Source organism: Nocardioides guangzhouensis, from assembly GCF_004519545.1.
Classification (GTDB): Bacteria; Actinomycetota; Actinomycetes; order Propionibacteriales; family Nocardioidaceae; genus Nocardioides; species Nocardioides guangzhouensis.
Genome location: NZ_SDKM01000002.1, coordinates 205299 through 231273, shown reverse-complemented (window position 1 = coordinate 231273; position 25975 = coordinate 205299). Strand labels below are relative to the sequence as shown.

The window sequence follows — 25975 nt, the reverse complement described above, 5'->3', positions numbered from 1 at the left end:
GGGCCGGGCGCACACCACAGGAGGACTGATGTTCCGCAACCGGATGCCGCGCTACGAGGTGCTCTCCGAGGACGCGATGGCGGCCCTCGACAAGGGGTGGCGCCGGCTGATGACCGAGATCGGCGTGGAGTTCATGGACACCCGCGCGCTCGACCTGTTCCGCGCCGCCGGGCAGAAGGTCGAGGACCACACCGTCTTCCTCGACCCCGACTTCGTGCTCGAGCAGGTCGCCAAGGCGCCGTCCGAGTTCGACGTCCAGGCGCGCAACCCGGAGAACTCGGTCCACATCGGCGGCGACGCGATGGCGTTCGGCGCCGTCTACGGCCCGCCGTTCGTCCGTGAGGGGGAGGTACGCCGCGACGCGACCATGGAGGATTTCCGCAGCTTCACCAAGCTGGCGCAGTCGTTCCCGGCGCTCGACTCCGCGGGCGGCGTGATCTGCGAGCCGTCCGACGCGCCGCTGGACAGCCGCCACCTCGACATGACCTACGCCCTGCAGACGCTGACCGACAAGGTCTACATGGGCAACGTGGTCTCGGGCGTGAACGCCGCGGACACCCTGGCCATGACCTCGATCCTGTTCGGCTCCCGGGAGGCCATCGAGGAGACCCCGGCGACCATCTCGCTGATCAACTGCAACTCGCCGCTGCGCTGGGACGACCGGATGCTGGAGGCCCAGTTCGAGTACTCGGCCGCCGGCCAGCCGGTGGTGCTCACTCCGTTCATCCTCATGGGGGCGATGTCGCCGGTGACGATCCCGGCGGCGCTGGTGCAGCAGATCACCGAGGCCCTGTCGGGGATCGCGCTGTCCCAGCTGATCCGGCCCGGCACCCCGGTGATCTTCGGGTCGTTCCTCTCCAACATCGACATGCAGTCCGGCTCGCCCACCTTCGGCACCCCCGAGTCCGGGATGGGACTGCTGTGCACCGGCCAGATCGCCCGCCACTTCGGGCTGCCGTTCCGCACGGGTGGCGGCCTCACCTCCTCGCAGGTCGCCGACGCGCAGGCCGGCTACGAGGCGCTGATGACGATGCTCCCGACGTTCCTGGCCGGCGCCAACTGGGTGATGCACTCCGCCGGCTGGCTCGAGGGCGGCCTGGTCGCCGGCTACGAGAAGTTCATCGTCGACGTCGAGCTGCTGCAGATGATGCAGGCCGAGTTCACGCCGCTGGAGATCGACGAGGACTCGATGGCGTTCGGCGCGCACGAGGAGGTCGGCCACGGCGGGCACTTCCTCGGCGCCATGCACACCATGGAGCGCTTCCGCACTTGCTTCTACCGCCCGCTGCTCTCCTCGTCGGAGAACTACGAGCGCTGGATGCGCAACGGCGGCAAGGACGCGCAGGCCCGGGCCGGCGAGATCTACCGCAAGCGGCTCGAGGAGTACCAGCCTCCGGCGCTCGACGACGCGGTCCGCGCCGAGCTCGAGGAGTACGTCGTCCGGCGGCGGGCCGAGCTCGGCGACTGACCCTCACCCGGCGCTGACCCGGCACAGGATGTGCCGGGTCGGCGTGGCTCGGGCGTGGTGAGTCGGCACAGGATGTGCCGGGTCGGCGTGGGAGGGCTCAGGAGAGGCCGAGGATGGTCCCGTCGTCCGCGAGGTCGATGCGGGAGGCGGACGGGTCCCGGGGCAGCCCGGGCATGGTCATCATGTCGCCGCACACCACGACCACGAAGCCCGCGCCCGCGGACAGCCGCACCTCGCGCACGTGCAGCTCGTGGCCGCTGGGCGCACCGACCACGGTCGGGTCGGTCGAGAAGGAGTACTGCGTCTTGGCCACGCACACCGGCAGCCCGCCGTACCCGTCCCGCTCGATGCGGGTCAGCCGGCGCCGTGCCTTCGCGTCCCACGTGACCAGCCCCGCGCCGTACAGCCGCGTGGCGATGGCCTCGACCTTCCCGGTGAGGGACAGGTCGTCGTCGTAGGTGAACGAGAAGGTGTACGGCGACGGCTCGTCGAGGGCCTGCAGCACCCCCTTGGCCAGGTCCTGGGCGCCGAGGCCGCCGTCGGCGAAGTGGGTGGCGGGATAGGCACGCACGCCCTCGGCGGCGACCAGGTCGACCACCCTGGCGATCTCGGTGTCGGTGTCGGACGGGAAGCGGTTGACCGCGACGACGCACGGGATGCCGTAGACCTCGCGGATGTTGTCGAGGTGCCGGCGCAGGTTGACCATCCCGGCCTCCACCGCGCCGATGTCCTCGGTGCCGAGGTCGGCCAGCGCCACGCCTCCGTGGTACTTCAGCGCCCGCACCGTCGCCACCACCACCGCGACGTCGGGACGCAGCCCGGACTTGCGGCACTTGATGTCGACGAACTTCTCGGCGCCGAGGTCGGCCCCGAAGCCCGCCTCGGTGACCACGAGGTCGGCCAGCCGCAGCCCGGCCCGGGTCGCCATCACCGAGCTGCAGCCGTGCGCGATGTTCGCGAACGGGCCGCCGTGCACGAACGCCGGCGCGCCCTCGAGGGTCTGCACGAGGTTGGGGGCGAGCGCGTCGCGGAGCAGCGCGGCCATCGCGCCGTGCGCCCCGAGGTCGCGCGCGGTCACCGGCTTCATGGCGCGGGTGTAGCCGATGACGATGTCGCCGATCCGCCGCTTCAGGTCGGCCCACGACTCGGTGAGGCAGAAGATCGCCATCAGCTCCGAGGCCACCACGATGTCGAAGCCGTCCTCCCGCGGGAATCCGTTGACGTGCCCGCCGAGGGCCACGACCACCTCGCGGAGCGCCCGGTCGTTCACGTCGAGCACGCGTTTCCAGGTGACGCTGCGGACGTCGATGTCCAGCTCGTTGCCGTGGTGCACGTGGTTGTCGATCAGCGCTGCGAGCAGGTTGTTGGCGGCGGCCAGCGCGGCGAAGTCACCGGTGAAGTGGAGGTTGATGTCGGTCATCGGGACGACCTGGCTGTAGCCGCCGCCGGCCGCGCCACCCTTCATGCCGAACACCGGGCCCATGGACGGCTCGCGCAGGCAGGCGACGGTGCTGTGCCCGAGCCCGTGCAGCGCGTCGGTGAGCCCGACCGTGGTGGTGGTCTTGCCCTCCCCGGGCGGGGTCGGGGACAGCGCGGTGACCAGCACCAGCCGTCCGAGCGGGCGGTCGGCGAGCGAGGCGAGGTGGGTGAGGTCGACCTTGGCCTTGTGGTGGCCGTACGGCACCAGGTGCCGCTCCTCGATCCCGAGGGTCTCGCTGGCCACGTCCTTGATGGGACGCAGGACCGCGGCGTTGGCGATCTCGATGTCGGACAGCACGGTCGATGACCTCCTTGGATGTGGTCCCTCAGCGGAAGACGACGGTCCGGTCGCCGTTGAGCAGGACCCGGGACTGGGAGTGCCAGCGGACCGCGCGGGACAGCACCTGCGCCTCCACGTCGCGACCGGCGGCGACCAGGTGGTCCTGGTCGTAGGTGTGGTCCACCCGGATCACGTCCTGCTCGATGATCGGGCCCTCGTCGAGGTCGCCCGTGACGTAGTGGGCGGTGGCCCCGACCAGCTTCACGCCCCGGTCGAACGCCTGGTGGTAGGGCCTGGCGCCCTTGAAGCTCGGCAGGAACGAGTGGTGGATGTTGATCGCCCGCCCCGACAGCCGCTTGCACAAGTCGTCGGAGAGCACCTGCATGTAGCGGGCCAGCACCACCAGGTGCACCCCGAGGTCGTCGACGAGCCCCATGAGCCGGGCCTCGGCGTCCGCCTTCGTGTCCGGCGTGACCGGCACGTGGTGGAAGTCGATGCCGTAGGACCGCACCAGGGCCTCGGCGTCGCGGTGGTTGGAGACCACCGCGGGGATCTCGATCTGGAGCGCCCCGGTGCTGGTGCGGAACAGCAGGTCGTTGAGGCAGTGCAGCTGGCGGGAGACCATCAACAGCGTGCGGTACGGCGCCGCGGACTCCCACACCTCGTACTCCATGGCGAAGTCGCGGGCCACCTCGGCGAAGTCCTCGCGCAGCACCGTCGCGTCCACGGGGCCGGTGACGTTGAAGTCGATCCGCATGAAGAACCGCCCGGAGAGCCGGTCGCTGAACTGCTGGCTCTCCAGGATGTTGCCGCCGTGCCGGACCAGGAAGCCGCTGACCGCGTGCACGATCCCGGGCCGGTCCGGGCAGGAGAGCACCAGGAGGTAGTCTCCGGCCGCGTCGGTGGCGGGCGCGACGCCCTCGATAGTCATGATCGAACCCCGTCCTGCCTTCGGTTTCGTTGCGCGCAACGAAACGCAGTCTGCGATACGCAACAACTTCTGCGCTAGTGTCCCAGCATGAGCACCTCCGCCGCGGAGCAGGACGGCCAGCGCGACGCGGCCGCCGCCGGGGTGCAGTCGGTGGACCGGGCGCTGACGATTCTCGAGGTCCTCGCGCGCAACGGCGAGGCCGGTGTCACCGAGGTGGCCGCCGAGCTCGGCGTCCACAAGAGCACCGCGTTCCGGCTCGTGGCGACGCTGGAGGCGCACCGCCTCGTCGAGCAGACCGAGGACCGCGGCAAGTACCGCCTCGGCGTGGGGGTGCTGCGACTGGCCGGCGCGACCGCGGCCCGGCTCGACGTGGTGCAGGAGGCGCGGCCGGTCTGCCGCCAGCTCGCGGCCGCGACCGGCGAGACCGTCAACATCACCGTCCTCTCGGACAGCTCGGCGCTCTACCTCGACCAGGTCGCCGGCACCTCGGCGCTGCAGCCGCACAACTGGGTGGGTCAGCACATCCCGCTGCACGCCACCAGCAACGGCAAGGTGCTGCTCAGCGGTCTGGACCCCGATGCCCTGGACCGGCTGCTGCCGAAGCTCCCGTCGTACACGCCGCAGACGATCACCCGGAAGGCGGAGCTGCGCGCCGAGCTCGAGCAGGTCCGCGACCAGGGGTATGCCGTCGCGGTCGACGAGCTCGAGGTCGGGCTGACCGCCATGGCCGCGCCGATCCGCAACGCGGGCGGCGACGTGGTCGCCTCGATCAGCGTCTCGGGCCCGACGTTCCGGATCGAGCAGCGCACCGAGGAGATCGTTCGCCTGCTGAAGGAGGCCGCGCTCGAGGTCTCGCTGCGCCTCGGCTGGGGACACCGTCAGGTCACAACACCCCAGTAGTCCTTGACGGGGACCGGTGCCCGCAGCATTCTCAACTCAAGGAAACCGGTTGCGGGTTGAGCAATCGGTTGCGGCATACGCAACGACCGCTGTTGCGTGAAGGGTGAGCCCGTGGCAGAGCTCTACGTCGACGGACAGTGGGTGTCCGCCCGCGCTGGAGGGCGCCGCGAGATCCGCTGCCCGGCCGACGGCGCCCTCGTCGAGGAGATCGACGAGGCCGGGGCCGAGGACACCGACGCCGCCATCGCCGCCGCGCACCGCGCCTTCGAGCACGGGCCGTGGCCGCGACTGCCGTCCCGCGAGCGCGGGGACCTGCTGCTGCGCGTGGCGGACCTGCTCGAGCGGGACACCGCCGAGATCGCCCGCATGGAGTCGCTCGACACCGGCAAGCGCCTGGTCGAGAGCGAGTACGACGTCGCCGACGTCGTCTCGGTCTTCCGGCACTACGGCCACGTGGCCGCGGAGGACGCCGGCCGGGTCGTCGACACCGGCAACGCCGACGTGGTGAGCCGCGTCGTGCACGAGCCCATCGGGGTCTGCGGCCTGATCACGCCGTGGAACTACCCGCTGCTCCAGGTCTCCTGGAAGGTCGCCCCCTGCCTCGCCGCCGGCAACACCTTCGTGCTCAAGCCCAGCGAGCTCACGCCGCACTCCGCGATCCACCTGATGCGGGTCCTCGAGGAGGCCGGGCTGCCGGCCGGGGTCGGCAACCTGGTGCTGGGCACCGGCCCGGACGCCGGCGCGCCGCTGTCCTCGGACCCGAGGGTCGACCTGGTCTCGTTCACCGGTGGCCTCGAGACCGGCCGCCGGATCATGGCCACGGCCGCCGCCACCGTGAAGAAGGTCGCGCTCGAGCTGGGCGGCAAGAACCCCAACGTGGTCTTCGCGGACGCCGACCTCCAGGTGGCCCTCGACTTCGCGCTGACCGCGGTCTTCCTCCACTCGGGCCAGGTGTGCTCCGCCGGGGCCCGGCTGCTGGTCGAGGAGTCGGTCCACGACGAGCTCGTCGACGCGATCGTGGAGCGGGCCGGGCGGATCCGGCTCGGCGGACCCTTCGACGAGAAGGCCGAGACCGGGCCGCTGACCAGCGAGCGGCACCGCGACAAGGTCGAGGCGTACGTCGCCGCCGGGATCGCCGAGGGCGCGGTGCTGCGCTGCGGCGGCCGGCGCCCCGACGACCCCGAGCTCGACGCGGGCTTCTACTACCTGCCGACCGTCCTGGACCGGTGCAGCAGCACGATGTCGGTGACCCAGGACGAGTCGTTCGGCCCGGTCCTCACCGTGGAGACGTTCCGCGACGAGGACGAGGCGGTCGCGATCGCCAACGACAGCATCTACGGTCTGGCCGGGGCGGTGTGGACCCAGGACGCCGGCAAGGGGCAGCGGGTCGCGGCCCGGCTGCGGATGGGCACGGTGTGGATCAACGACTACCACCCGTACGTCCCGCAGGCCGAGTGGGGCGGCTTCAAGCAGTCGGGCATCGGGCGCGAGCTGGGGATGGCCGGGCTCGACGAGTACCGCGAGACCAAGCACGTCTGGCACAACATCCGTCCCGCCGTCCAGAGCTGGTTCCCGGACGGCTCGTCGATCGGATCATCGACCACGGGGCTCGAGGAGTAGACGATGGGCGCAGACCGGTACGACGTCGTCATCGTGGGTGGTGGCTCGGCCGGGTGCGCGCTCGCGAACCGGCTCTCCGCGGACCCCGGCACCACCGTGCTGGTGCTCGAGGCCGGTCGCTCCGACTACCGGATCGACCCGTTCATCCACATGCCGGCGGCACTGCCGATCCCGATCGGGAACCGGCTCTACGACTGGAAGTACGAGACCGACCCCGAGCCGCACATGAACGGCCGCCGGGTGTTCCACGCCCGTGGCAAGGTCCTGGGCGGCTCCTCGAGCATCAACGGGATGATCTTCCAGCGGGGCAACCCGATGGACTACGAGCGCTGGGGCGCCGAGCCCGGGATGAAGGACTGGGACTACCTCCACTGCCTGCCCTACTTCAAGCGCATGGAGAACTGCCTCGCCGGCGCCGACGACTGGCGCGGTGGCGACGGCCCCCTCAAGCTCGAGCGCGGCCCGGCCACCAACCCCTTGTTCGGTGCCTTCTTCGAGGCCGCGCAGCAGGCCGGCTACCCGCTCACCGACGACGTCAACGGCTACCGCCAGGAGGGCTTCGCGAAGTTCGACCGCAACGTCTACCGCGGTCGCCGGCTCTCCGCCGCGCGGGCCTACCTGCACCCGGTGAAGAGCCGCACGAACCTCACCGTCGAGACGATGGCGCTCGCGACGAAGGTGCGCTTCCAGGGCAGACGGGCGGTCGGCGTCGACTACCTGCGCGCCGGCCGGCTGCACCGCAGCGTCGAGGCGGGCAAGGTCGTCCTCTGCGGGGGCGCGATCAACACCCCGCAGCTCCTGCAGCTCTCCGGGGTCGGTGACGAGACCCTCCTCAAGGGCCACGGCATCGACGTGGTGCACCACCTTCCCGGCGTCGGCGAGAACCTCCAGGACCACCTCGAGGTCTACATCCAGTACGCCTCCAAGCTGCCGGTCTCGATCGCCCCCGGCCTGCGCTGGCGGGCCCGGCCGAAGATCGGCTACGACTGGCTGTTCCACCGGAGCGGGCTCGGCGCGACCAACCACTTCGAGGGCGGCGGCTTCTGCCGCAGCAACGAGGACGTGGACTACCCCAACCTGATGTTCCACTTCCTCCCGGTCGCGATCCGGTACGACGGGACGGCGCCGACCGAGGGCCACGGCTACCAGGTCCACATCGGCCCGATGTACGCCGACACCCGCGGCTGGGTGCGGATCCGGTCGACCGACCCGAAGGTCCACCCGTCGATGCAGTTCAACTACCTCTCGACGCCCACCGACCGCAAGGAGTGGGTCGAGGCGGTCCGGGTGGCCCGCGACATCCTCAACCAACCGGCCTTCGCGCCGTACAACGACGGCGAGCTGTCCCCGGGCGGCGAGGTCGAGACCGACGAGCAGATCCTCGAGTGGGTGCGGGCGGACGCCGAGACCGCGCTGCACCCGTCCTGCACCGCGAAGATGGGCGTGGACGACGCGGCCGTCGTCGACCCCACCACGATGGGCGTCCACGGGCTCGATGGGCTCGCGGTCGTCGACGCCTCGGTCTTCCCGTTCGTCACGAACGGCAACATCTACGCGCCCGTGATGATGGTGGCCGAGAAGGCGGCGGACCTCATCGCCGGCAACACCCCGCTCCCCGCGGCCGACGTTCCCTTCTACCGCTACCGCGACAGCACCCCCCTCTACCCGCCCGGTGACCCCCGCAACGCCGGCGACCTTCGCAACCCCGAGGAGCAGACATGACCACCGTGTCCCCTGACGAGACGACGACGGCCACCGTGGGGGCCGACTCGGCCCTCTCGGTGCGCCACCTCTGGAAGATCTTCGGTCGCGGGGGCGACAAGATCATCGGCACCCCCGACGCCGAGCTCTCGCGGGCCGAGCTGAAGGAGAAGACCGGCTGTGTGGTCGGCGTCCGCGACGTGTCGTTCGAGGTGCCGCCCGGCGAGGTGTTCGTGGTCATGGGCCTGTCCGGCTCGGGGAAGTCGACGCTCGTGCGCTGCCTCACCCGGCTCATCGAGCCGACGGACGGGGACGTCGTGATCGACGGGGAGGACGTCACCAAGGCCAGCGACTCGCAGCTGCGCGAGCTGCGGCGCAACCACACCTCGATGGTCTTCCAGCACTTCGGCCTGCTGCCGCACCGGCAGGTGATCGACAACGTGGCCTACGGCCTCGAGATCCGCGGGGTCGGCAAGAAGGAGCGGCGGGCCAAGGCGGCCGAGGTGGTCGAGCTGGTCGGCCTGTCCGGCTACGAGCGCTCCTACCCGGACCAGCTCTCCGGCGGCATGCAGCAGCGCGTCGGCCTGGCCCGCGCGCTGGCCGGCGACCCGTCGCTGCTGCTCTTCGACGAGCCGTTCTCCGCGCTGGACCCGCTGATCCGCCGGGACATGCAGAACGAGGTGATCCGGCTCCACGAGGAGCTCGGCAAGACGATGGTGTTCATCACCCACGACCTCGCCGAGGCGCTCAAGCTCGGCGACCGGATCCTGATCATGCGCGACGGCGAGGTCGTGCAGATCGGGACGCCCGACCAGATCATCGGTGCCCCGGCCGACGAGTACGTCCGCGACTTCACCTCCGAGGTCCCGCGCTCGCACGTGCTCACCCTCAAGTGGGTCATGCACGAGCCCAACGGTGACGCCGGCGACGGCCCGGTCCTCCAGTCCGACCAGATCGTCCGCGACGCCGCCCGCGTGGTGCTCGACCACCACGGCCCGTGCCGGGTGATGGAGGGCGACAAGCTGGTCGGTGTGGTCGACGACGAGGACATCCTCCGGGTGGTCGTCGCCGAGGAGGAGGCCACAGCATGAGTGCCACCACCGAGGCGCCCCCTCGGCCGGCGGCCAAGGAGCCACCTCCGCCGCCTGCCGAGCCCCGCCGGCTCCCGCGCTGGGCCTGGGCCCTGATCGTGATCGGGGTGTGGATCCTGGTCTGGTCGGTGACGAAGGGGCAGGACACCCTCGCCATCGCCGCCCGCGAGCACACCGAGGTCCAGGACAAGCTCACCGACTTCCGGGACTCGGTCCTGGCCAGCCGCGACACCAACCCGGTCATCCAGTTCACCTACCAGCTCGGCGAGTGGTTCAAGTCCCTCGTCGACTGGTTCCAGCGGATGATCTCGATCCCGGACTTCCCGCGGCCGGTGCCCCAGATCGGCTGGGTCGGCGTCACCGCCGTGGCCACCTGGATCGGGCTGGCCGTGGCCGGCTGGCGCATCGCCATCCTGGTCGCCGCCTCCTTCGTGACCTTCGGCCTCTTCGGCTACTGGTCGGACTCGATGGACCTGCTGATCGTGACCTTCGTCGCGGTCGCCTTCGCGGTCCTCATCGGGATGCCGCTCGCCGTGCTGCTCGGCACCACCAGCCGGATCGGCAACTCGATCATCAACACGATCCTCGACATCTTCCAGACGATGCCGACGTTCGTGTACCTGCTGCCGATCGTGCTCTTCTTCGGCATCGGCGCCTCCGCGGGTGTGGTCTGCACGCTGATCTACGCCATGCCGCCGCTGATCCGCATCGCCGGCCACGGGATCCGGTCGGTGTCCGGCACGACCATCGAGGCCACGGACTCGGCGGGGCAGACGCGGTCGCAACGGTTGCGCAAGGTGCAGCTCCCGATGGCCCGCAAGACCATCGTGGTCGGGGTGAACCAGACGATCATGGCGGCGCTGTCGATGGCGACCATCGCGGCGTACGTCGACAGCCCCGGGCTCGGCCAGCCGGTGCTGAACTCCCTGTTCAAGAACGACGTCGGCGGGGCCTTCGTGCCCGGCATGCTCATCGTGGTGATGGCGGTCATGCTCGACCGCTCCACCACCGCGGCCAGCGAGGCCTCGGAGAAGGCCGCACGGGGCGGCGTCGACATGCGCCAGCGCCGGATCGTCCTGGCCCTCACCGCGATCCCGGTGGTCGTGGCGCTGTGGATGTCCCGCTACTACACCTGGGCCGCCGAGTTCCCCGAGACCGAGCTGGGACCCAAGCTCGCCGACAAGGTGAACTCGTTCACCGACTGGTTCGTCGACACGTTCAGCACCTACACCGAGTGGTTCAAGAACGTCATCACCGACTACCTGCTCAACCCGATGCAGGACCTGCTGGCGGAGTCGCCGTGGTACGTCTCGGCCCTCGCGATCCTCGCCCTGGCCCTCGTGCTCGGGGGCGTGCGGGCACTGATCCCCACCGTGATCTGCCTGTGGGGCCTCAAGTTCTTCGGCCTCTGGCACGACGCGATGATCACGCTGAACATGACGCTGGTGGGCACCGTGCTGGTGATGATCCTGGCCCTCGTCTTCGGCGTCCTGATGGCGCGGCGCAAGGCCGTCGACCTGGGGCTGCGGCCGCTGCTCGACGCCGGGCAGACGATCCCGCCGTTCGTCTACCTGATCCCGATGCTGGCGCTGTTCGGACCGACCCGCTTCACCGCGATCATCGCGGGCGTCGTGTACGCCGCCCCGGTGGCCATCAAGCTGGTCGCGGACGGCGTCAGCGGCGTCTCCGCGACCACGGTCGAGGCCTCCCGCTCGACGGGCGCGACCGCGTGGCAGGAGATCACCAAGGTGCAGCTGCCGATGGCCAAGGGCTCGCTGGTGCTGGCCGCCAACCAGGGCCTGCTCTACATGCTGTCGATGGCCGTCATCGGTGGCATGGTCGGCGCCGGTGCCCTCGGCTACGACGTCGTCCTCGGCTTCTCCCGCTCGGAGGAGTGGGGCAAGGGCGCCGCGGCGGGCATCTCCATCGTGCTGCTCGGGATCATGGTCGACCGCATCGCGCGCGCTGCCGCGGACAAGGACGAGGTCACGCACAACCCGGCCAAGCGGCCGTGGTGGCGGTCGGCCATGGGCTGACCCCCCGAGTTCAGGAGAACACGCAAGAAATCGCACTCGCACGACGCAACGGAGGAACGGAATGCGGATCACGCGGAACGGATGGATGCGGGCCCGCCCGGCTTTGGCTGCGGCGTGCCTGGCCCTGGTCGTCGCCGGCTGTGGCGGCGGCTCCATCAACGAGGAGACCAAGTCCAACGAGGAGAAGCAGGCTGCGGCCGGCGGGGACTGCGGCGAGCTGAACATGGCCGTCAACCCGTGGGTGGGCTACGAGGCCAGCGCGTACGTCGTCGGCACGGTCGCCCAGGAGCAGCTCGGCTGCACGGTGAACTACAAGGACCTGAAGGAGGACGTCTCCTGGCAGGGCTTCGGCACCGGTGAGGTCGACGTCGTGATCGAGGACTGGGGCCACCCCGACCTCGAGAAGAAGTTCGTCAAGGACAAGGGCGGCGACGGCAGCGCCACCATGTTCGGCGAGAACGGCAACGTCGGCATCATCGGCTGGTACGTCCCCGGCTGGCTCGCCGACGAGCACCCGGACATCCTCGACTACAAGAACCTCAACAAGTACGCCAAGGAGTTCGAGACCTCGGAGTCCGGCGGCAAGGGCCAGTTCCTCGGCTCCGACCCGTCGTACGTCCAGTTCGACGAGGCGATCATCGACAACCTCGGTCTCGACTTCAAGGTCGTCTTCTCCGGTGGCGAGGCCGCCACGATCACGGCCTTCGAGCAGGCCCAGAAGGACAAGAAGTGGCTGATCGGCTACTTCTGGGAGCCGCAGTACATCCACGCCGAGATCCCGCTGGAGCAGGTCAAGCTGCCGCCGTACAAGGACGGCTGCCAGGACGACCCGGCGAAGGTCGCCTGCGACTACCCGGAGACGCCGCTCAACAAGGTCGTGTCGACCGAGTGGGCCGACGGAGACTCGACAGGGGTCGACCTGGTCAAGAACTTCACCTGGACCAACGACGACCAGAACCAGGTCGCGGCGTACATCACCGCCGACAAGATGTCGCCGGAGGACGCCGCCAAGAAGTGGATCGACGACAACCAGGACAAGGTGGACGCCTGGCTGGGTCAGTAGACCCACCCGCGCCGCACCGCTCCTGAGGCCGGCGCCGTCGTCCGCGGCGGCGCCGGCCTTGCTCTTGACGAGCCCCGGGCTCACAGCACACACTGGCGTTGTTCCACATAGCGCAATCCGTTGCGGCATACGCAACAAGGAGTTGACCGCAGATGGCCACCGTTCCCTCCACCGCCCGCGCCGTCGTGATCGGCGCCGGCATCGTCGGCAACAGCCTCGTCCACCACCTCGCCCGGCTCGGCTGGCGCGACATCGTGCAGATCGACAAGGGCCCGCTGCCGAACCCCGGCGGCTCGACCGGGCACGCCTCGAACTTCATCTTCCCCGTGGACCACTCGCGGGAGATCACGGACCTGACCCTCGACTCGGTGCGGCAGTACCAGGAGATGGGCGTCTTCACCCAGTCCGGCGGCTTCGAGCTCGCCCGCACGCCCGAGCGCATGGAGGAGCTGCGGCGCCGCATGTCCAGCGCGAAGGCATGGGGAATCGAGGCCCACCTCGTGGACCCGGACTTCGTGAAGGAGAAGGTCCCCTTCATCGAGACCGACCAGTTCATCGGAGCGTTCTGGACCCCCAGCGTCGGCGTCGTCGACTCGCTGCGGGCCGGCACCATCATGCGCGAGAACGCCCTGGCGACAGGCGCGCTGACCGTCGTGCCCAACGTCGAGGTCACCGGCCTCGACACCGAGGAGGACGCGGCCGGCCGCCGCCGCATCACCCGGGTGCGTACGACGGGTGGTGACATCGAGGCGGAGACCGTGGTCATCGCCTGCGGCGTCTGGAGCCCGAAGATCGGCGACATGGCCGGGATCTCCATCCCGCTGACGCCGGCCGTCCACCAGATGATCAGCGTCGGCCCGTGCCCGCAGCTCGCGGAGCAGGAAGGCGAGATCTCCTTCCCGATCGTCCGCGACATGGACACCTTCTGCTACGAGCGCCAGCACGGCGCCGACATGGAGGTCGGCTCCTACGCCCACCGCGCGATCCTGCACGAGCCCGAGGACATCCCGTCCATCGAGCAGGCCAAGCTCTCGCCCACCGAGATGCCGTTCACCTCCGACGACTTCGACCCCCAGCTCGAGCAGGCCTACGAGCTGATGCCGGAGCTGCTCGGGGCCGAGGGCGCGGAGATGCGCTACGCGATCAACGGCCTGCTGTCGCTGACCTGCGACGGCAACCCGATCCTCGGCGAGAGCGAGGTCCGGGGACTCTGGACCGCCGCCGCGGTCTGGATCAAGGAGGGTCCGGGAGTCGGCCGCGCGGTCGCCGAGTGGATGACGAACGGGCACCCCGAGATCGACGTCAACGCCAGCGACATCTCCCGCTTCCACCAGCACCAGAAGCGCCGCGAGCACACCCGGCTGCGCACCACCGAGGCGTTCATCAAGACCTACGGCATCATCCACCCCTCCGAGCAGTACGAGTCCGACCGCGGGCAGCGGCTCTCGCCGATGCACGAGTCGCAGAAGAAGCTCGGCGCGTTCTTCTACGAGACCGCCGGCTGGGAGCGGCCGCACTGGTACGAGTCCAACGCCCACCTCCTCGACGTGTACGGCGACGCCGTGATGCCGCGCGAGCACGAGTGGGACTCCCGCTGGTGGAGCCCGATCATCAACGCCGAGCACCTGCGGATGCGCGAGGCGGCCGGCGTGATCGACCTGTCGGCGTTCTGCATCTTCGACATCGAGGGCCCGGGCGCGCTCGAGTCCGTGCAGCGCACCTGCGTCGCCCAGTGCGACGTCGCGGTCGGCAAGGTGATCTACACGCCGGTGCTCGACGCTGCCGGCGGCTTCCGCTCCGACCTCACCGTGATGCGGCTCGGCGACGACGTCTTCCGCGTGGTCACCGGCGGCGCCCACGGCATGGCCGACCGGAAGTGGTTCGAGGACCAGCTCGTCAGTGACCCGGACGGGGCCGGCGCGACCACCCTGACCGACCGCACCGACGCGGTGTCCACGATCGGCCTGTGGGGTCCCCGAGCCCGCGACATCCTGGCCTCGCTCACCGGGGACGACGTCTCCGACGAGGGCTTCGGCTTCCTGACCTGCCGCGAGATCCAGGTGAAGGGCGTGCCCGTGCTGGCCTCACGGATCTCCTACGTCGGCGAGCTCGGCTGGGAGCTGTACGTCCCGATGGACCAGGCCGCGGAGCTCTGGGAGACCCTGCTCGAGGCGGGCGGCCCGGTCGGCGCCGTCCCGGTAGGGATCGGGGTCTACGGCACCACCGGCCGGATCGAGAAGGGCTACCGCGCCTACGGATACGAGCTCGACGGCGAGCGCAGCATCGTGGAGGCGGGGATGCAGCGCCCCAAGGTCAAGGTCGCCGACTTCGTCGGGAGGGAGGCGTACCTCCGCCAGCGCGACGAAGCACCTGCCGCGGTGCTGTGCACGATGACCGTCGACGACCACACCTCCGCCAGCGGCGTGAAGCGCTACATGCTCGGCGGCGAGCCGATCCTGACCCGCGACGGCGAAACCCTCACCGACGGGCACGGCCACCACCCGTACGTCACCAGCGCCGGCTCCGCGCCGTCGCTGGGCAAGCACGTGCTGATGGCCTACCTCCCGCCCGACCAGGCCACCGTCGGCAACCGGCTCGCGGTGTCCTACATGGAGGAGCTCTACCCCGTCACGGTGGGCTCGGTCGACGCGACCGGCCTGCTGGACCCGACCAACGAGCGCATCCGATGACCCACCCCACGGTGTTCTCCGCCTCCCCCGCTTCGCTCCTCCACCGGACAACACCGAAAGGACCCCGATGACGAACGTCCTGGTCTGCGTGAAGCGGGTGCCCGACTCGTCGAGCGAGGTCGTGCTCACCGACGACGGCCAGTCCGTCGACGGCCGGTACGCCGGGTTCACCATGAGCGCCCACGAGGAGTGCGCCGTCGAGATCGCTGCCCAGGTGACCTCTGGCGGAGACGAGGCCACGGTGCTGACCCTCGGCGACGCCGACGCGGTCGAGCAGCTGCGGGCCTCGCTCGCGGTCGGCTGCACCGCCGCCACGCACGTGGTCGCCGACCCGCAACGGTTCGGCCCGGCCGACGTCGCCCGCGAGATCGCCGTGGTGGTCCGCGACCACGAGGCGCAGGGCCGGAGCCACGACCTGGTGCTGCTCGGCAACGACGCGGCCGACAGCGGCGACTTCCAGGTCGGCATCCGGCTCGCCTACGAGCTCGGCCGCCCGGTGGTCAACGGGGTCAACACGGTGACCGTCGCCGACGGCGTGGTGACCGCGACCGGGTCCGGGCCCGACGGGCACGAGACCTACCGGGTGCCGCTGCCGGCCGTGGTGACGATCCTGGAGGGCGGCGTGCAGCCCCGCTACCCGACGGTCCCGGGCCGGATGAAGGCGAAGAAGGTGCCGATCGAGGAGCGCACGCCGGCCGCCGAGCCGACCGGGCCGAAGCGGGTGCGGCTGCTGCTGCCCCCGCCGGCGCCGAGCAACGTGGAGATCCTCGGCACCGGACCGGAGGCGGCACCCGCCGTGGTCGACGTGCTCGAGAAGCTGGGGGTGCTGGCCCGATGATCCTGGTCCTCGTCGAGACCGACGCCTCCGGCGCGATCGAGGTCTCCCGCGAAGCCCTGACCTTCGCCCGGTCCCTCGGGGACGCCGGCGGAGGCATCCCGGTCGACGCCGTGGTGGTCGGCGACGTCGCCGACGCGCTGCGCGACCAGCTCGCCACGTACGGCGTCCGCACGGTCCACCGGGTCACCGGCGACGCGTTCACGTCGTACGCCGGCGCCGCCTGGGCCGCGGCCGTGCAGGAGGCCCGGCGTCAGGCCGGGTCCGTGGTCGTGATGGCCGCCGGTACGCCGCGCGGCAACGAGGTGATCGCCCACGTCGCGGCCCGCGAGGGGGTGGCGATGGCCGCCAACGTGCTCTCGTTCGGCGGCCTGGCCCCGTTCGTGGTCACCCGCCAGGTGGTCGGCGGTGCCGCGCTCGAGGAGATGCGGCTGGACGAGCGGCCGGCGGTGTTCACGGTCGCAGGCCACGCAGTCGAGGCGCAGCCCGCGCCCGCCCGTGCCGACGCCGCACTCGTCGACTGTGCTCCCGCGGTGTCCGAGTCCGACCTGGTCGCCCGGGTCGTCTCCACCGAGGAGCCCGAGCCCGACCTCTCCGGCAGCCTGCGCTCGGCCCGCGTCGTGATCGGCGCCGGACGGGGAGCCGGGAGCGCCGACGGGTTCAAGGACCTGCTCGAGCTCACCGACCTGCTCGGCGGCAGCCTCGGCGTCTCGCGCGTGGTCACCAGCCTGGGCTGGCGGCCGCACCACGAGCAGGTGGGGCAGACCGGCAGCCGGATCTCGCCGGACCTCTACATCCCCTGCGGCATCAGCGGCGCCATCCAGCACTGGGCCGGCTGCTCGTCGGCGAAGAGCATCCTCGCGATCAACACCGACGCCGAGGCGCCGATGGTCACCAAGGCGACGTACGCGGTGATCGGCGACCTGCACGAGGTGGTGCCGGCGATCAACGAGGAGATCCGGCGCCGGCAGGGCTGATCCCGAGACGTTCGACCCTCCACCGGCCACGGGCCGCCCCCTATCCTGTGAGTACGCTGACGCCGGTCGAGGGAAGGGAGCCACGGTGATCGAGGTCGCCACCACACTGGAGCTCGACGGAGGGCTGCTGGTCGGGCACGACGGCTCCAGGCCGGCCGGCGAGGCGGTGCGCTGGGCCGCGAAGATGGCGACGAGGCTCGGCTGCCCGCTTCACGTCGTCCGCACCTGGTCGCTCTCCTCCGCACCCCGCCCCGCCTCGGCCCGGGGTGGCTACGTGCCGCCGATGACCGACTTCGAGGCCGCGGTGCTCGAGCGGCTCGAGCACGACATCGCCGCGCTGGGCCTGCCCATCGACGTCGACCTCCACTGCCACGTGCTGCACGGATCCTCCGGCCGCCGGCTCACCGAGGCGTCGGAGGGCGCGGACATGCTGGTCGTCGGCTCGCGCGGCGCCGGGGGCTTCCGGGGCCTGCGGTTCGGGTCGACCGCCGACCAGGTGGTGCGGCACGCGGTCTGCCCGGTCGTCGTGGTGCCGGTCGACGGCTCCGACGACCCCGCCGACCTCGACGCGCAGCTGCGCGCCCAGCCGCAGTAGTCCCGTGACCGGGAGCGCGGAGCCCACCGACCTGCCGGTCATCCTGGTCTGCGCGCCCGAGCACGCCGACGTGCTCGGCGGTGAGTTCGGCCGCTACGCCCGCGACTACGAGGTGCGCCTCGTCCCCACCGCCGAGGACGTGACCGCGGAGCTGCAGTCGATCCGCGACACCGGTGGCCGGGTGCCGATGCTGGTGACCGAGTCGGTGCTGCCCGGCACCACCGTCTACGCGGCGTTCCAGTCCTGGCGCACGATCGTGCCCACCGCCAAGCGGATCATCGCCGCGCACTGGTCGGTCTTCCTCGACCAGGCACCGACGCTGCGCGAGGGCCTGGCCAAGGGCAAGTACGACGCGTACCTGCTGATGCCGCGCGGCGTGCGCGACGAGGAGTTCCACGGCGCGATCGTCGAGATGCTCTCCGACTGGGGGTCGTCGGTGGCCACGCCCGAGGTGGACACCGTCCGGATCGTCGCCGACGGGCCCGACCCGGTCACCGTCGGGGTGCGCGACTTCCTCGACCGGATGGGGATGCCCAACCGCACCTACCCGCCCGACAGCGAGGTCGGGCAGGCGATCGTCGCCCGGTTCGCCGACGAGGTCGGTGACGAGCTCGGCTGGCCGCTGGTCTCGGCGTACGACCGGGTGCCGTTCGTGGCCCGCGAGGTGTCCGCCGTGGCGCGGCAGATCTACGGCACCCCGGCCGACATCAGCACCGAGGGCGTGGTGGACCTGGCGGTGGTCGGTGCCGGGCCGGCCGGGCTGGCGGCCGCGGTCTACGGCTCCTCCGAAGGGCTCTCGACGGTCGTCGTCGAGGCGGAGGCGATCGGCGGCCAGGCCGGCACCTCGTCGATGATCCGCAACTACCTCGGCTTCCCCCGTGGCATCTCCGGCATGCGGCTGGCGCAGCGCGCGCGCAACCAGGCGATCCGGTTCGGCACCCGGTTCCTCACCGGGTGGCGGGTCGACGCCCTCGAGCCCGGCGCCGACGGCGAGCCGCACCGGGTGGTGACCGCGGGCGGCGACGTGCACTCCCGGTCCGTGCTGATCGCGACCGGCGTCGCCTACCGCCGGCTCGGCGTGCCGCCGCTCGAGGCGCTGGTCGGCGCCGGTGTCCACTACGGCGCCGCGGTGTCCGCCGCCCGCGAGATGGAGGGGCAGGACGTGGTCGTGGTCGGGGGCGGCAACTCCGCCGGCCAGGCCGCCGTCCACCTGTCCCGGTTCGCGCGGTCGGTGACGATCGTCGTACGTCGCGCCGGGCTGGAGGAGTCCATGTCGGCGTACCTCATCCGCGAGATGGCCTTGAACCCGGTCATCTCGGTCCGCGGCCGCACCGAGGTGGTCGGCGGCGGCGGCGAGGGCCGGCTCGAGTGGATCGTCGAGTGCGACGTCGACACCCGCGAGCAGACCCGGCGCCACGTCGGCGGCCTGTTCCTGCTCCTCGGCGCCGCGCCGCACTGCGACTGGATCCCGCCCGCGGTCTGCCGCGACGACGACGGCTTCGTGCTCACCGGCCGCGACATCCCGCAGCACCTCTGGGTCGCGGGCCGACCGCCGGCGAACCTGGAGACCACCGTGCCCGGCATCTTCGCCGCCGGCGACGTCCGTGGCGGGTCGATGAAGCGGGTCGCCGCCGCCTCGGGCGAGGGCGCGTCGGTGGTGCCGCTGGTGCACGCGTACCTCGCGCCGTAGGACGCGTCCCGGGCACCGCAAGGACCGCGCCGGTCAGCCGGCCGGCGGGTCGCCGGGCAGGTACACCGCCTTGGGACAGGTGGCTCCGGCGCAGTCGCGGTACCGGCGGTCCAGCGCCCGGAACCGGGCCAGCTCGGCGGCGTACCGGGTGTTCCCGGCCAGGTTGTGCAGCTCGTAGGGATCCGTGGCCCGGTTGTAGAGCTCCTCGCGCCGGACGCCGTCCCGGCGCAGCCGGGTGTAGGTCCACGTGCCCTCGCGGATGCCCGTGTAGACCGGACGGGTGCCGCCGTGGACGGGGTACGCCTCGGTCGGGACCACCCGCCCGCGGTAGCCCATCCGCAGCAGCGGCATGAAATCGATCCCGTCGACGCGACGGCCCGGCTTCGCGCGGGCGAGCGCGGCGATGGTGACCGCGATGTCGGGGTTGGTGACCGCGGTCCGCACCCGCTTCCCGCGCGGGACGCCGGGGCCGGACATCACCACGGGGATCCGCTGGGAGTCGTTGTAGCTGTACAGCTTGCCGAACCGGTTGTGCTGTCCGACCAGGAACCCGTTGTCGGAGGTGAACATGACGACGGTGTTGCGCAGCTGCCCCGTGCGGCGCAGTGCCGCGACGGACCTCGCCACGCCCCGGTCGACGCTCTGGAGCGCCTCGATCCGCTGCTGGTACGCCTCACGGATGTTCCGGCGCTTCAGCAGCGACATCGGCGCACCGTTGTCCCACCCGTGCCGGACCCGCCGGAACATGTTGGGGTCCTGGGGCAGCCGCAGGTCCCGGAACCGGTTGCGGTCCCTGGGGGCGGGCTTGGTGGTCTTCACCCAGGACGCCGGGTTCCGGGGATAGCGCAGCTGCGGGTCGTCGGCGTCGAGCGGCCCGCCGTGGTGCGGTGCGACGTAGTTGACCCACATGAACCAGGGCTTGCGCTTGCGCTGGGAACGCCCGAGCAGGTCGACGGTCTGGTCGGCGAAGAGGTTGCTGTTGTACTGGTGGTAGCCGACCAGTCGGCCGTTGATGTTGAGGGTCGGGTTCATGAAGTTGTACGTCGAGCCTCCGACGGTGGGCCGCCACTGGGTCCAGCCGGGCTCGATCTTCCGGGCAGTGCCCGTGCCGGCGTCGCCGTACCCGTTGAGGTACTTGCCGATGAAGAGGGTGTCGTAGCCGGACCTGCGCAGCCAGGTCGGGAGGGTGTTGCGGGAGTCGAAGGACGTGTAGCCGCCGCCCTTGCCCTCGATCGTGTACGCCTTGTGGTTGTGGGTGTACTGGCCGGTCAGCAGCGACGCGCGGGCCGGCACGCAGATCGGGGTGGGGGCGACCCCGTTGGTGAACGTGACGCCCCGGTCCGCGATGAGCTCGCGGGTGTGCGGCATGAACCGCAGGTCGCCGGGTGCGGCGTCGTCGGCGGTGATCAACAGCACGTTGGGGCGGCGGGCCGCGCCGGTCAGCGCGGCGCTGGAGACGCTGGCCTGCTCGCCGGTGGCGGTCACCATGTCCCCGGAGCCCCGGATCGGCGAGGTCGAGGGCGTGCTCGACGGGCTGAACGCACAGCCGCTGACCGCCGCGGTGAGCGCCAGCGCGGTCAGGCCGGCAGAGGCCGGGACGCGCCGGCTGCGACGGTGATTCATGCGGTGCCCCTGCCGGTCCTCTGGCGGGACCCCCGTGGCCCCGGCTGAGGCATCGTAGGTGGTGTCCGGTCGATCGCCGGGGAGAACCGCCCACTCGTGACCGACCTGCGACATTCCCGGATCCGCACGGCGGTGACGGGGTCCGGGTCGGGCCCGCCGGGCTAGGGAGAGACCAGGGTCCGCACGGTCGCGAGCAGCCGGTCGCGCTCGTCGCCGGTCAGCCGGGCGTCGAGCGTCGACAGCCACTCCGCGAGCTCGCCCTCACGCAGGGCCCGGTGCTCGGTCGCTCCGCCCGGCGTGCGGACGGTGAGCGAGTCGTGGGTCACGGTGACGTGCCGGCCGGGCAGGTGCCGGGTGACCATGAGGCCGGTGGTGAAGTGCGACCCCGGGTAGGTGCTCGTGTAGTGGTGCCCCATGACGACGTCGAGGGGCATCACCTCGAGCTCGTCGGTGGTGTGGGCGACCTCCCAGCCCGCCTCGCGCAGCCGGTGCAGCGCCCAGTCGCCGGCATCGGTCCGGCGCAGCCGGTAGCGCCAGCCCGGGAGGTAGTCGTCCTCGGCGCCGTCGGCCAGCGGGATGGGCCGCAGCAGGCTCATCCCGAAGCCCGGGTCGCACAGCAGTCGCTCGCCGGCCAGGACCACCTCGACGGCCATGTGGGTGCGGGCCTGCTGCGTGCCCTCGTCGGGGTCCCCGACCCGCCCGAGGTGTCGCCGTACCCGGTAGCCGAGCCGCTCGAGGGCGGCGGCGAAGAGCGTGCTGTGCTCGAAGCAGTAGCCGCCCCGGCCGCGGCCGACGAACTTCTGCTGGATGGCGTCGAGGGAGACGCCGGGGTGCTGGCCGAGCAGCACGTCGATGTTGTCGAACGTGAACGCGCGCACGTGCGCCTCGTGCAGCTCCGAGAGCGCCGCTGGCGCGGGCTCCCGAGCTGGCACGCCGAGTCGCTGCAGGTAGCCCTCGAGGTCGAGCTGGTCGACCTGCCATACGTCGGTCGGCATGCGCCCAGTCAAGCGCACGGCGTCCCGGCCCGGAGCGGCCGACGTGTCGTGCGGCTGCGATTGCGGCCGTACGGCGGCCGGCCCTCAGTGCAGCCGGTCGAGGGCCGCCCGGAGCTGCGGGGCGGTCGCTGGCCCGTCGATCACCTGCCGGAGCGTGCCATCGGCCGCGATGAAGGCGAAGCCCACGCGCTGCTCGAGGCCGTAGGAGTGCTGGACGTCGTAGCCGGGGTCGTTGGCGACCGGGAGGCGCAGGCCGCGCGGGACCATGAGGTGTCCGGGCTTGCCCCGGTCGCCGCCCTGGACGGCCAGGACCGCAGGGTGCGCACCGCCGGAGGTCTCCCGCTGCAGGTCGAGCAGCGACGGGATGCAGCGCCGGCACTCCTCGCCTGCGGGGTCGAAGACGATGTCGGAGGCGAAGAAGGCCAGCACCACGGGTCGCCCGGCGTAGTCCGCGAGTCGCGCCGTACCGCCGTCGAGACGCTCGAGCCTGAAGCCGGGGGCGCGCCCGGGCTGCCCCTCTCCTTCCTTGGCCCCGTAGACGGTGACCTCGCTGCCGGCGGGGGGTCGGGTGGAGAACGTGGACCGGGTGATGACCGGGTGCTCCTCGATCGCGGTCGCGGAGATGGGCGGGTCGACCAGCAGGAGTCCGGCCTTCTCGTCGAGCCAGATGCTCCTGGCCTCCCGGTCGTACTGCGGCGTGTGGATGGGACCGCAGCGGTAGCCGACGGCGGTCCGCCCCAGGATCGTGCGGTGGCCGATCGGGGCGGCGGACGGACAGGTGCTCTCGAACGTGGCGCTGGTCGGGTCGACCCTCCAGCCCGTGACCTGGTCCAGCGCGTCGGGGTGCTCCTCGGGCGCCTCGTAGAGGATCCAGGGGCGGTACTCCTCCGGGTCGTGCACGAGCAACCGGCGGCCGTCCCACACGGAGCTCATCGGCGGGTACGTCGCGATCTCGCTGTCCAGCCGGGCGTGGTGGGTCCCGGACACGAGCAGGACGAGGTGGATCCTGCGGTTCCCGCGGTTCGCCCCGGGGCCGTCGTAGGTCACCCGGACTGCCTTCGACGTGGCCGGCCCACCGCCGGCCGGTGTGGCTGACGGTGTCGACGACGTCGGACCGGATCCGCTCCCGTGGTCGCCGGACTGCGAGGCGCAGCCCAAGGTGGCGAGCAGCCCCAGTGCCACGATGCGTCCTGCGACGTGCCGTCCGCTGAGCTTGGCTGCCATCCCGGTGCCCCCTTGCCCGAGGGGTGGTGCGCCTCCACACCATCTCGTTTCAGGCTAGGACCGGGACGCCGGCGGCGCCTCCGCCCGCGGGTGGGACTTCACCCCGGACCGGAGGCCCACGACGACCAGACGCGGCCTACGAAAGGGGTGGCTTGCGGCCGTCCGCGGGCGTCATCGTGGCACGGAACCGGGCCCTCGCCGAAATATCTCCCGTTCCTCCCGGAACTCCTGCGCGACCCGGTCCGGCCTCGATAGCCTCCGTGGCGCGTCGGTCCGGGGGCGCGCGTCGACCAGTCCCCCGTGACGACGCGCGCCACGACCTGGTTGCGGCCGACGAGCCGGCGCCGCCCCGTGGCATCCCAATCCCCCGCGCCCGGGGCGGCGCAGCTCGCCGGCCGCGCAATCGGCCCCGGACAGCCGAGAGCCACCCCGGCGTTGGGTTCGGTCGGTTCACGGGGTGGCACTCGGTCGTGTGGACGTCCGACGGAGGCTGACGGAGGACGGACGAGCCGCACGGCACCTGGGTCGTACCCGCCTCCCCGAGCGTCAATCGCGGCGACCGTCGGCGGTCTAGCGCAGCGGACCGACGGTGCCGGCGGCCGGCGCCCGTGGACGACCGGTCGAGCCCGTCGGCGGCCGCTGGTAGACATGCGGGCATGCCCGCCGAGACCGACACCGCCCCCGACGCCGACGTGCGCCGCGCCGCCAGGGTCGCGGCCGAGGACCACCTCCGGGCGCTGGTCGGTCGCGACGACGCGACCCTGCGCGAAGACCAGTGGACCGCGATCGAGGCCCTGGCCGTCGACCGGCGCCGGGTGCTGGTGGTGCAGCGCACCGGGTGGGGGAAGTCCGCGGTCTACTTCGTCGCCACGCTGCTGCTGCGGGCGGAGGGGGCCGGGCCGACCGTGATCGTCTCGCCGCTGCTCGCGCTCATGCGCAACCAGATCGCCGCGGCGGAGCGCGCCGGCATCCGCGCGGTCACCATCAACTCGACCAACATCGAGGACTGGTCCCGCATCGAGAACGCCATCCACGCCGGTGAGGTCGACGTGCTGCTGGTCAGCCCCGAGCGGCTCAACAACCCGGCGTTCCGCGACAACGTGCTGCCGCGGCTGGCCGACGAGGCCGGCCTGCTGGTGGTCGACGAGGCGCACTGCATCTCCGACTGGGGCCACGACTTCCGTCCGGACTACCGCCGGATCCGCACCATGCTGGCCGACCTCCGTGACGGCATCCCGGTGCTCGCCACGACCGCGACCGCCAACGCCCGCGTGACCCGGGACGTGGCCGAGCAGCTCGGCACCTCGGTGCTCGTGCTGCGCGGCTCGCTCGACCGGGAGTCGCTGCACCTCGCGGTGGTTCGGCTGCGCACGGCCGAGCAGCGCCTGGGCTGGCTGGCCGACCACCTCGACGACCTCGACGGCTCCGGCATCGTCTACTGCCTGACCGTCGCCCAGACCCAGGAGATCGCCGACTTCCTGCGCGCCCGCGGCCATACCGTCGCGGCGTACTCCGGCCAGACCGAGACCGCCGAGCGCGAGGCCCTCGAGGCCGACCTCGCGGCCGGGCGGGTCAAGGCGCTGGTGGCGACCAGTGCGCTGGGCATGGGCTTCGACGCGACCCTCGGCTTCGTGGTCAACGTCGGGGCGCCGTCGAGCCCGGTCGCCTACTACCAGCAGGTCGGACGCGCCGGCCGCGGCACCGACCACGCGACCGTGGTGCTGCTGCCCGCGACCGAGGACCGCGACATCTGGCACTACTTCGCCTCGCTCGCGTTCCCGCCCGAGCAGCAGGTCCGGCAGGTGCTCGACGTGCTGGCCGGCTCCGAGCGGCCGCTGGGCACCCCCGCCCTCGAGACGTACGTCGACCTCGGCCGCTCGCGTCTCGAGATGATGCTGAAGGTGCTCGACGTCGACGGTGCCGTGCGCCGGGTCCCGGGAGGCTGGGAGTCCACCGGTGCGGACTGGGCCTACGACCGCGACCGCTACGCCAGGGTCAGGGAGGCCCGGGAGCGCGAGCAGCAGGCCATGCTCGACTACCTCGGCACCGACCGATGCCGCATGTGGTTCCTGCGCGACCAGCTCGACGACCCCGACGCCGTCGAGTGCGGCCGCTGCGACAACTGCGGCGGCACCACGGTCAGCGCGTCCGTCTCCGAGCAGGCCACCGAGGCTGCGCACGAGCGCCTGGCCCGGCCCGGCGTCGTCGTGGAGCCGCGCAAGATGTGGCCGACCGCGCTGGCCAACCTCGGCATCGACCTCAAGGGCAAGATCGCCGACCAGCCCTCGCCCGGGCGGGCGGTGGCCCGGCTGACCGATCTCGGCTACGGCCAGCACCTGCGCGACCTCTTCCGCGAGGGCGCCCCCGACGGGCCGGTCCCGGTGCCGCTGGTGCAGGCGGTGATCGAGGTGCTCGGGGACTGGCGGCCGCAGGCGTCCGGCATCGCGTACGTCGAGTCCGCACGCCGCGCGACCCTCACCCGCGACTTCGCCGAGGGTCTGGCGCGCTACCTGAAGATCCCGGTGGTGGCCCGGCTCGCGATCGTCGACGAGTCGGTGGCGCCGGGGCAGGGGCAGGCCAACTCCGCCCAGCGGGTCGCGGCCGTGCTGCGCCGCTACCGGCTCGAGGGCGAGGTGCCGTCGGGGCCGATGCTGCTGCTCGACGACCTGGTCGGCACCGGCTGGACCCTCACGCTCGCCGCGCGTGCGCTGCGCTCGGGCGGCGCCACCGACGTCCTGCCCTTGACGCTCGGCACCGAGAGCTGAAGCCCGGCCGCG

At 71.6% G+C, this 25975-nt stretch carries 18 protein-coding genes; 13 read left to right on the top strand and 5 right to left on the bottom strand.

The window, feature by feature from the left end; all coding sequences use genetic code 11:
- Window positions 1-28: 28 nt before the first annotated feature.
- Window positions 29-1468 carry a trimethylamine methyltransferase family protein gene (locus EKO23_RS02375; RefSeq protein ID WP_134713676.1) on the top strand — a complete coding sequence of 480 codons (1440 nt, stop codon included), beginning with the start codon at window positions 29-31 and terminating at the stop codon, window positions 1466-1468.
- Window positions 1469-1565: 97 nt separating this feature from the next.
- Here the strand turns inward: EKO23_RS02375 and EKO23_RS02370 are convergent, their stop codons facing one another.
- Window positions 1566-3245 carry a formate--tetrahydrofolate ligase gene (locus tag EKO23_RS02370; protein ID WP_134713674.1) on the bottom strand — a complete coding sequence of 560 codons (1680 nt, stop codon included), beginning with the start codon at window positions 3243-3245 and terminating at the stop codon, window positions 1566-1568.
- 28 nt (window positions 3246-3273) lie between these two features.
- Window positions 3274-4158, bottom strand: coding sequence for a formyltetrahydrofolate deformylase (gene purU, locus EKO23_RS02365; RefSeq protein WP_134713672.1), 885 nt, complete (start codon window positions 4156-4158; stop codon window positions 3274-3276).
- A gap of 87 nt (window positions 4159-4245) precedes the next feature.
- On the opposite strand from purU, the gene EKO23_RS02360 reads away from it, so the two are divergent.
- The 11 genes from EKO23_RS02360 to EKO23_RS02310 all read left to right on the top strand — a co-directional run bounded on the left by EKO23_RS02360 (window position 4246) and on the right by EKO23_RS02310 (window position 19356).
- Window positions 4246-5058, top strand: a complete 813-nt coding sequence (locus tag EKO23_RS02360; protein WP_134713670.1) for an IclR family transcriptional regulator — start codon at window positions 4246-4248, stop codon at window positions 5056-5058.
- A gap of 111 nt (window positions 5059-5169) precedes the next feature.
- Complete coding sequence (locus EKO23_RS02355) at window positions 5170-6678, top strand: aldehyde dehydrogenase family protein (protein ID WP_134713668.1); 1509 nt, start codon at window positions 5170-5172, stop codon at window positions 6676-6678.
- 3 nt (window positions 6679-6681) lie between these two features.
- A complete protein-coding gene (betA, locus tag EKO23_RS02350; protein ID WP_134713666.1) occupies window positions 6682-8400 on the top strand; it encodes a choline dehydrogenase in 1719 nt (572 codons plus the stop codon).
- The gene (locus tag EKO23_RS02345; RefSeq protein WP_134713664.1) at window positions 8397-9470 is read left to right on the top strand and encodes a quaternary amine ABC transporter ATP-binding protein; all 1074 of its coding nucleotides are present in this window, start codon (window positions 8397-8399) and stop codon (window positions 9468-9470) included. The genes betA and EKO23_RS02345 overlap by 4 nt, the downstream gene beginning before the upstream one ends.
- Window positions 9467-11506: an ABC transporter permease gene (locus EKO23_RS02340; protein WP_134713662.1), complete on the top strand. Its 2040-nt coding sequence runs from the start codon at window positions 9467-9469 to the stop codon at window positions 11504-11506. Before EKO23_RS02345 ends, EKO23_RS02340 begins: the two co-directional genes overlap by 4 nt.
- A 61-nt stretch (window positions 11507-11567) precedes the next feature.
- Window positions 11568-12569, top strand: a complete 1002-nt coding sequence (locus EKO23_RS02335) for an ABC transporter substrate-binding protein (protein ID WP_246050856.1) — start codon at window positions 11568-11570, stop codon at window positions 12567-12569.
- A 152-nt stretch (window positions 12570-12721) separates the two neighbouring features.
- A complete protein-coding gene (locus tag EKO23_RS02330; RefSeq protein ID WP_134713660.1) occupies window positions 12722-15259 on the top strand; it encodes a GcvT family protein in 2538 nt (845 codons plus the stop codon).
- Window positions 15260-15326: 67 nt separating this feature from the next.
- Window positions 15327-16097, top strand: a complete 771-nt coding sequence (locus tag EKO23_RS02325; protein ID WP_134713658.1) for an electron transfer flavoprotein subunit beta/FixA family protein — start codon at window positions 15327-15329, stop codon at window positions 16095-16097.
- Window positions 16094-17071 (top strand): electron transfer flavoprotein subunit alpha/FixB family protein, encoded by a 978-nt coding sequence (locus EKO23_RS02320; RefSeq protein ID WP_134713656.1) that lies wholly within the window; start codon window positions 16094-16096, stop codon window positions 17069-17071. Before EKO23_RS02325 ends, EKO23_RS02320 begins: the two co-directional genes overlap by 4 nt.
- 85 nt (window positions 17072-17156) lie before the next feature.
- Complete coding sequence (locus tag EKO23_RS02315; protein WP_246050855.1) at window positions 17157-17666, top strand: universal stress protein; 510 nt, start codon at window positions 17157-17159, stop codon at window positions 17664-17666.
- 4 nt (window positions 17667-17670) lie between these two features.
- Window positions 17671-19356, top strand: coding sequence for an NAD(P)/FAD-dependent oxidoreductase (locus tag EKO23_RS02310; RefSeq protein WP_217702410.1), 1686 nt, complete (start codon window positions 17671-17673; stop codon window positions 19354-19356).
- 33 nt (window positions 19357-19389) lie between these two features.
- Here EKO23_RS02310 and EKO23_RS02305 read toward each other — a convergent pair whose 3' ends face one another.
- The 3 genes from EKO23_RS02305 to EKO23_RS02295 form a co-directional block, all read right to left on the bottom strand.
- Window positions 19390-20979: a sulfatase family protein gene (locus EKO23_RS02305; RefSeq protein WP_167880287.1), complete on the bottom strand. Its 1590-nt coding sequence runs from the start codon at window positions 20977-20979 to the stop codon at window positions 19390-19392.
- 161 nt (window positions 20980-21140) lie between these two features.
- Window positions 21141-21974 carry an arylamine N-acetyltransferase family protein gene (locus tag EKO23_RS02300; protein WP_134713652.1) on the bottom strand — a complete coding sequence of 278 codons (834 nt, stop codon included), beginning with the start codon at window positions 21972-21974 and terminating at the stop codon, window positions 21141-21143.
- 84 nt (window positions 21975-22058) lie between these two features.
- Entirely contained in the window at window positions 22059-23198 is a 1140-nt protein-coding gene (locus EKO23_RS02295) for a TlpA family protein disulfide reductase (protein WP_175582648.1), read from the bottom strand.
- A gap of 656 nt (window positions 23199-23854) precedes the next feature.
- On the opposite strand from EKO23_RS02295, the gene EKO23_RS02290 reads away from it, so the two are divergent.
- The gene (locus tag EKO23_RS02290) at window positions 23855-25963 is read left to right on the top strand and encodes a RecQ family ATP-dependent DNA helicase (RefSeq protein ID WP_134713650.1); all 2109 of its coding nucleotides are present in this window, start codon (window positions 23855-23857) and stop codon (window positions 25961-25963) included.
- Window positions 25964-25975: the final 12 nt, after the last annotated feature.

Bases quoted from the DNA above. Each gene is read 5' to 3' on its own strand.
- EKO23_RS02375 (WP_134713676.1), top strand. From the start codon at position 29: ATGTTCCGCAACCGGATGCCGCGCTACGAGGTGCTCTCCGAGGACGCG.
- purU (WP_134713672.1), bottom strand. From the start codon at position 4,158: ATGACTATCGAGGGCGTCGCGCCCGCCACCGACGCGGCCGGAGACTAC.
- EKO23_RS02360 (WP_134713670.1), top strand. From the start codon at position 4,246: ATGAGCACCTCCGCCGCGGAGCAGGACGGCCAGCGCGACGCGGCCGCC.
- betA (WP_134713666.1), top strand. From the start codon at position 6,682: ATGGGCGCAGACCGGTACGACGTCGTCATCGTGGGTGGTGGCTCGGCC.
- EKO23_RS02345 (WP_134713664.1), top strand. From the start codon at position 8,397: ATGACCACCGTGTCCCCTGACGAGACGACGACGGCCACCGTGGGGGCC.
- EKO23_RS02340 (WP_134713662.1), top strand. From the start codon at position 9,467: ATGAGTGCCACCACCGAGGCGCCCCCTCGGCCGGCGGCCAAGGAGCCA.
- EKO23_RS02335 (WP_246050856.1), top strand. From the start codon at position 11,568: ATGCGGATCACGCGGAACGGATGGATGCGGGCCCGCCCGGCTTTGGCT.
- EKO23_RS02330 (WP_134713660.1), top strand. From the start codon at position 12,722: ATGGCCACCGTTCCCTCCACCGCCCGCGCCGTCGTGATCGGCGCCGGC.
- EKO23_RS02325 (WP_134713658.1), top strand. From the start codon at position 15,327: ATGACGAACGTCCTGGTCTGCGTGAAGCGGGTGCCCGACTCGTCGAGC.
- EKO23_RS02320 (WP_134713656.1), top strand. From the start codon at position 16,094: ATGATCCTGGTCCTCGTCGAGACCGACGCCTCCGGCGCGATCGAGGTC.
- EKO23_RS02305 (WP_167880287.1), bottom strand. From the start codon at position 20,979: ATGAATCACCGTCGCAGCCGGCGCGTCCCGGCCTCTGCCGGCCTGACC.
- EKO23_RS02300 (WP_134713652.1), bottom strand. From the start codon at position 21,974: ATGCCGACCGACGTATGGCAGGTCGACCAGCTCGACCTCGAGGGCTAC.
- EKO23_RS02295 (WP_175582648.1), bottom strand. From the start codon at position 23,198: ATGGCAGCCAAGCTCAGCGGACGGCACGTCGCAGGACGCATCGTGGCA.
- EKO23_RS02290 (WP_134713650.1), top strand. From the start codon at position 23,855: ATGCCCGCCGAGACCGACACCGCCCCCGACGCCGACGTGCGCCGCGCC.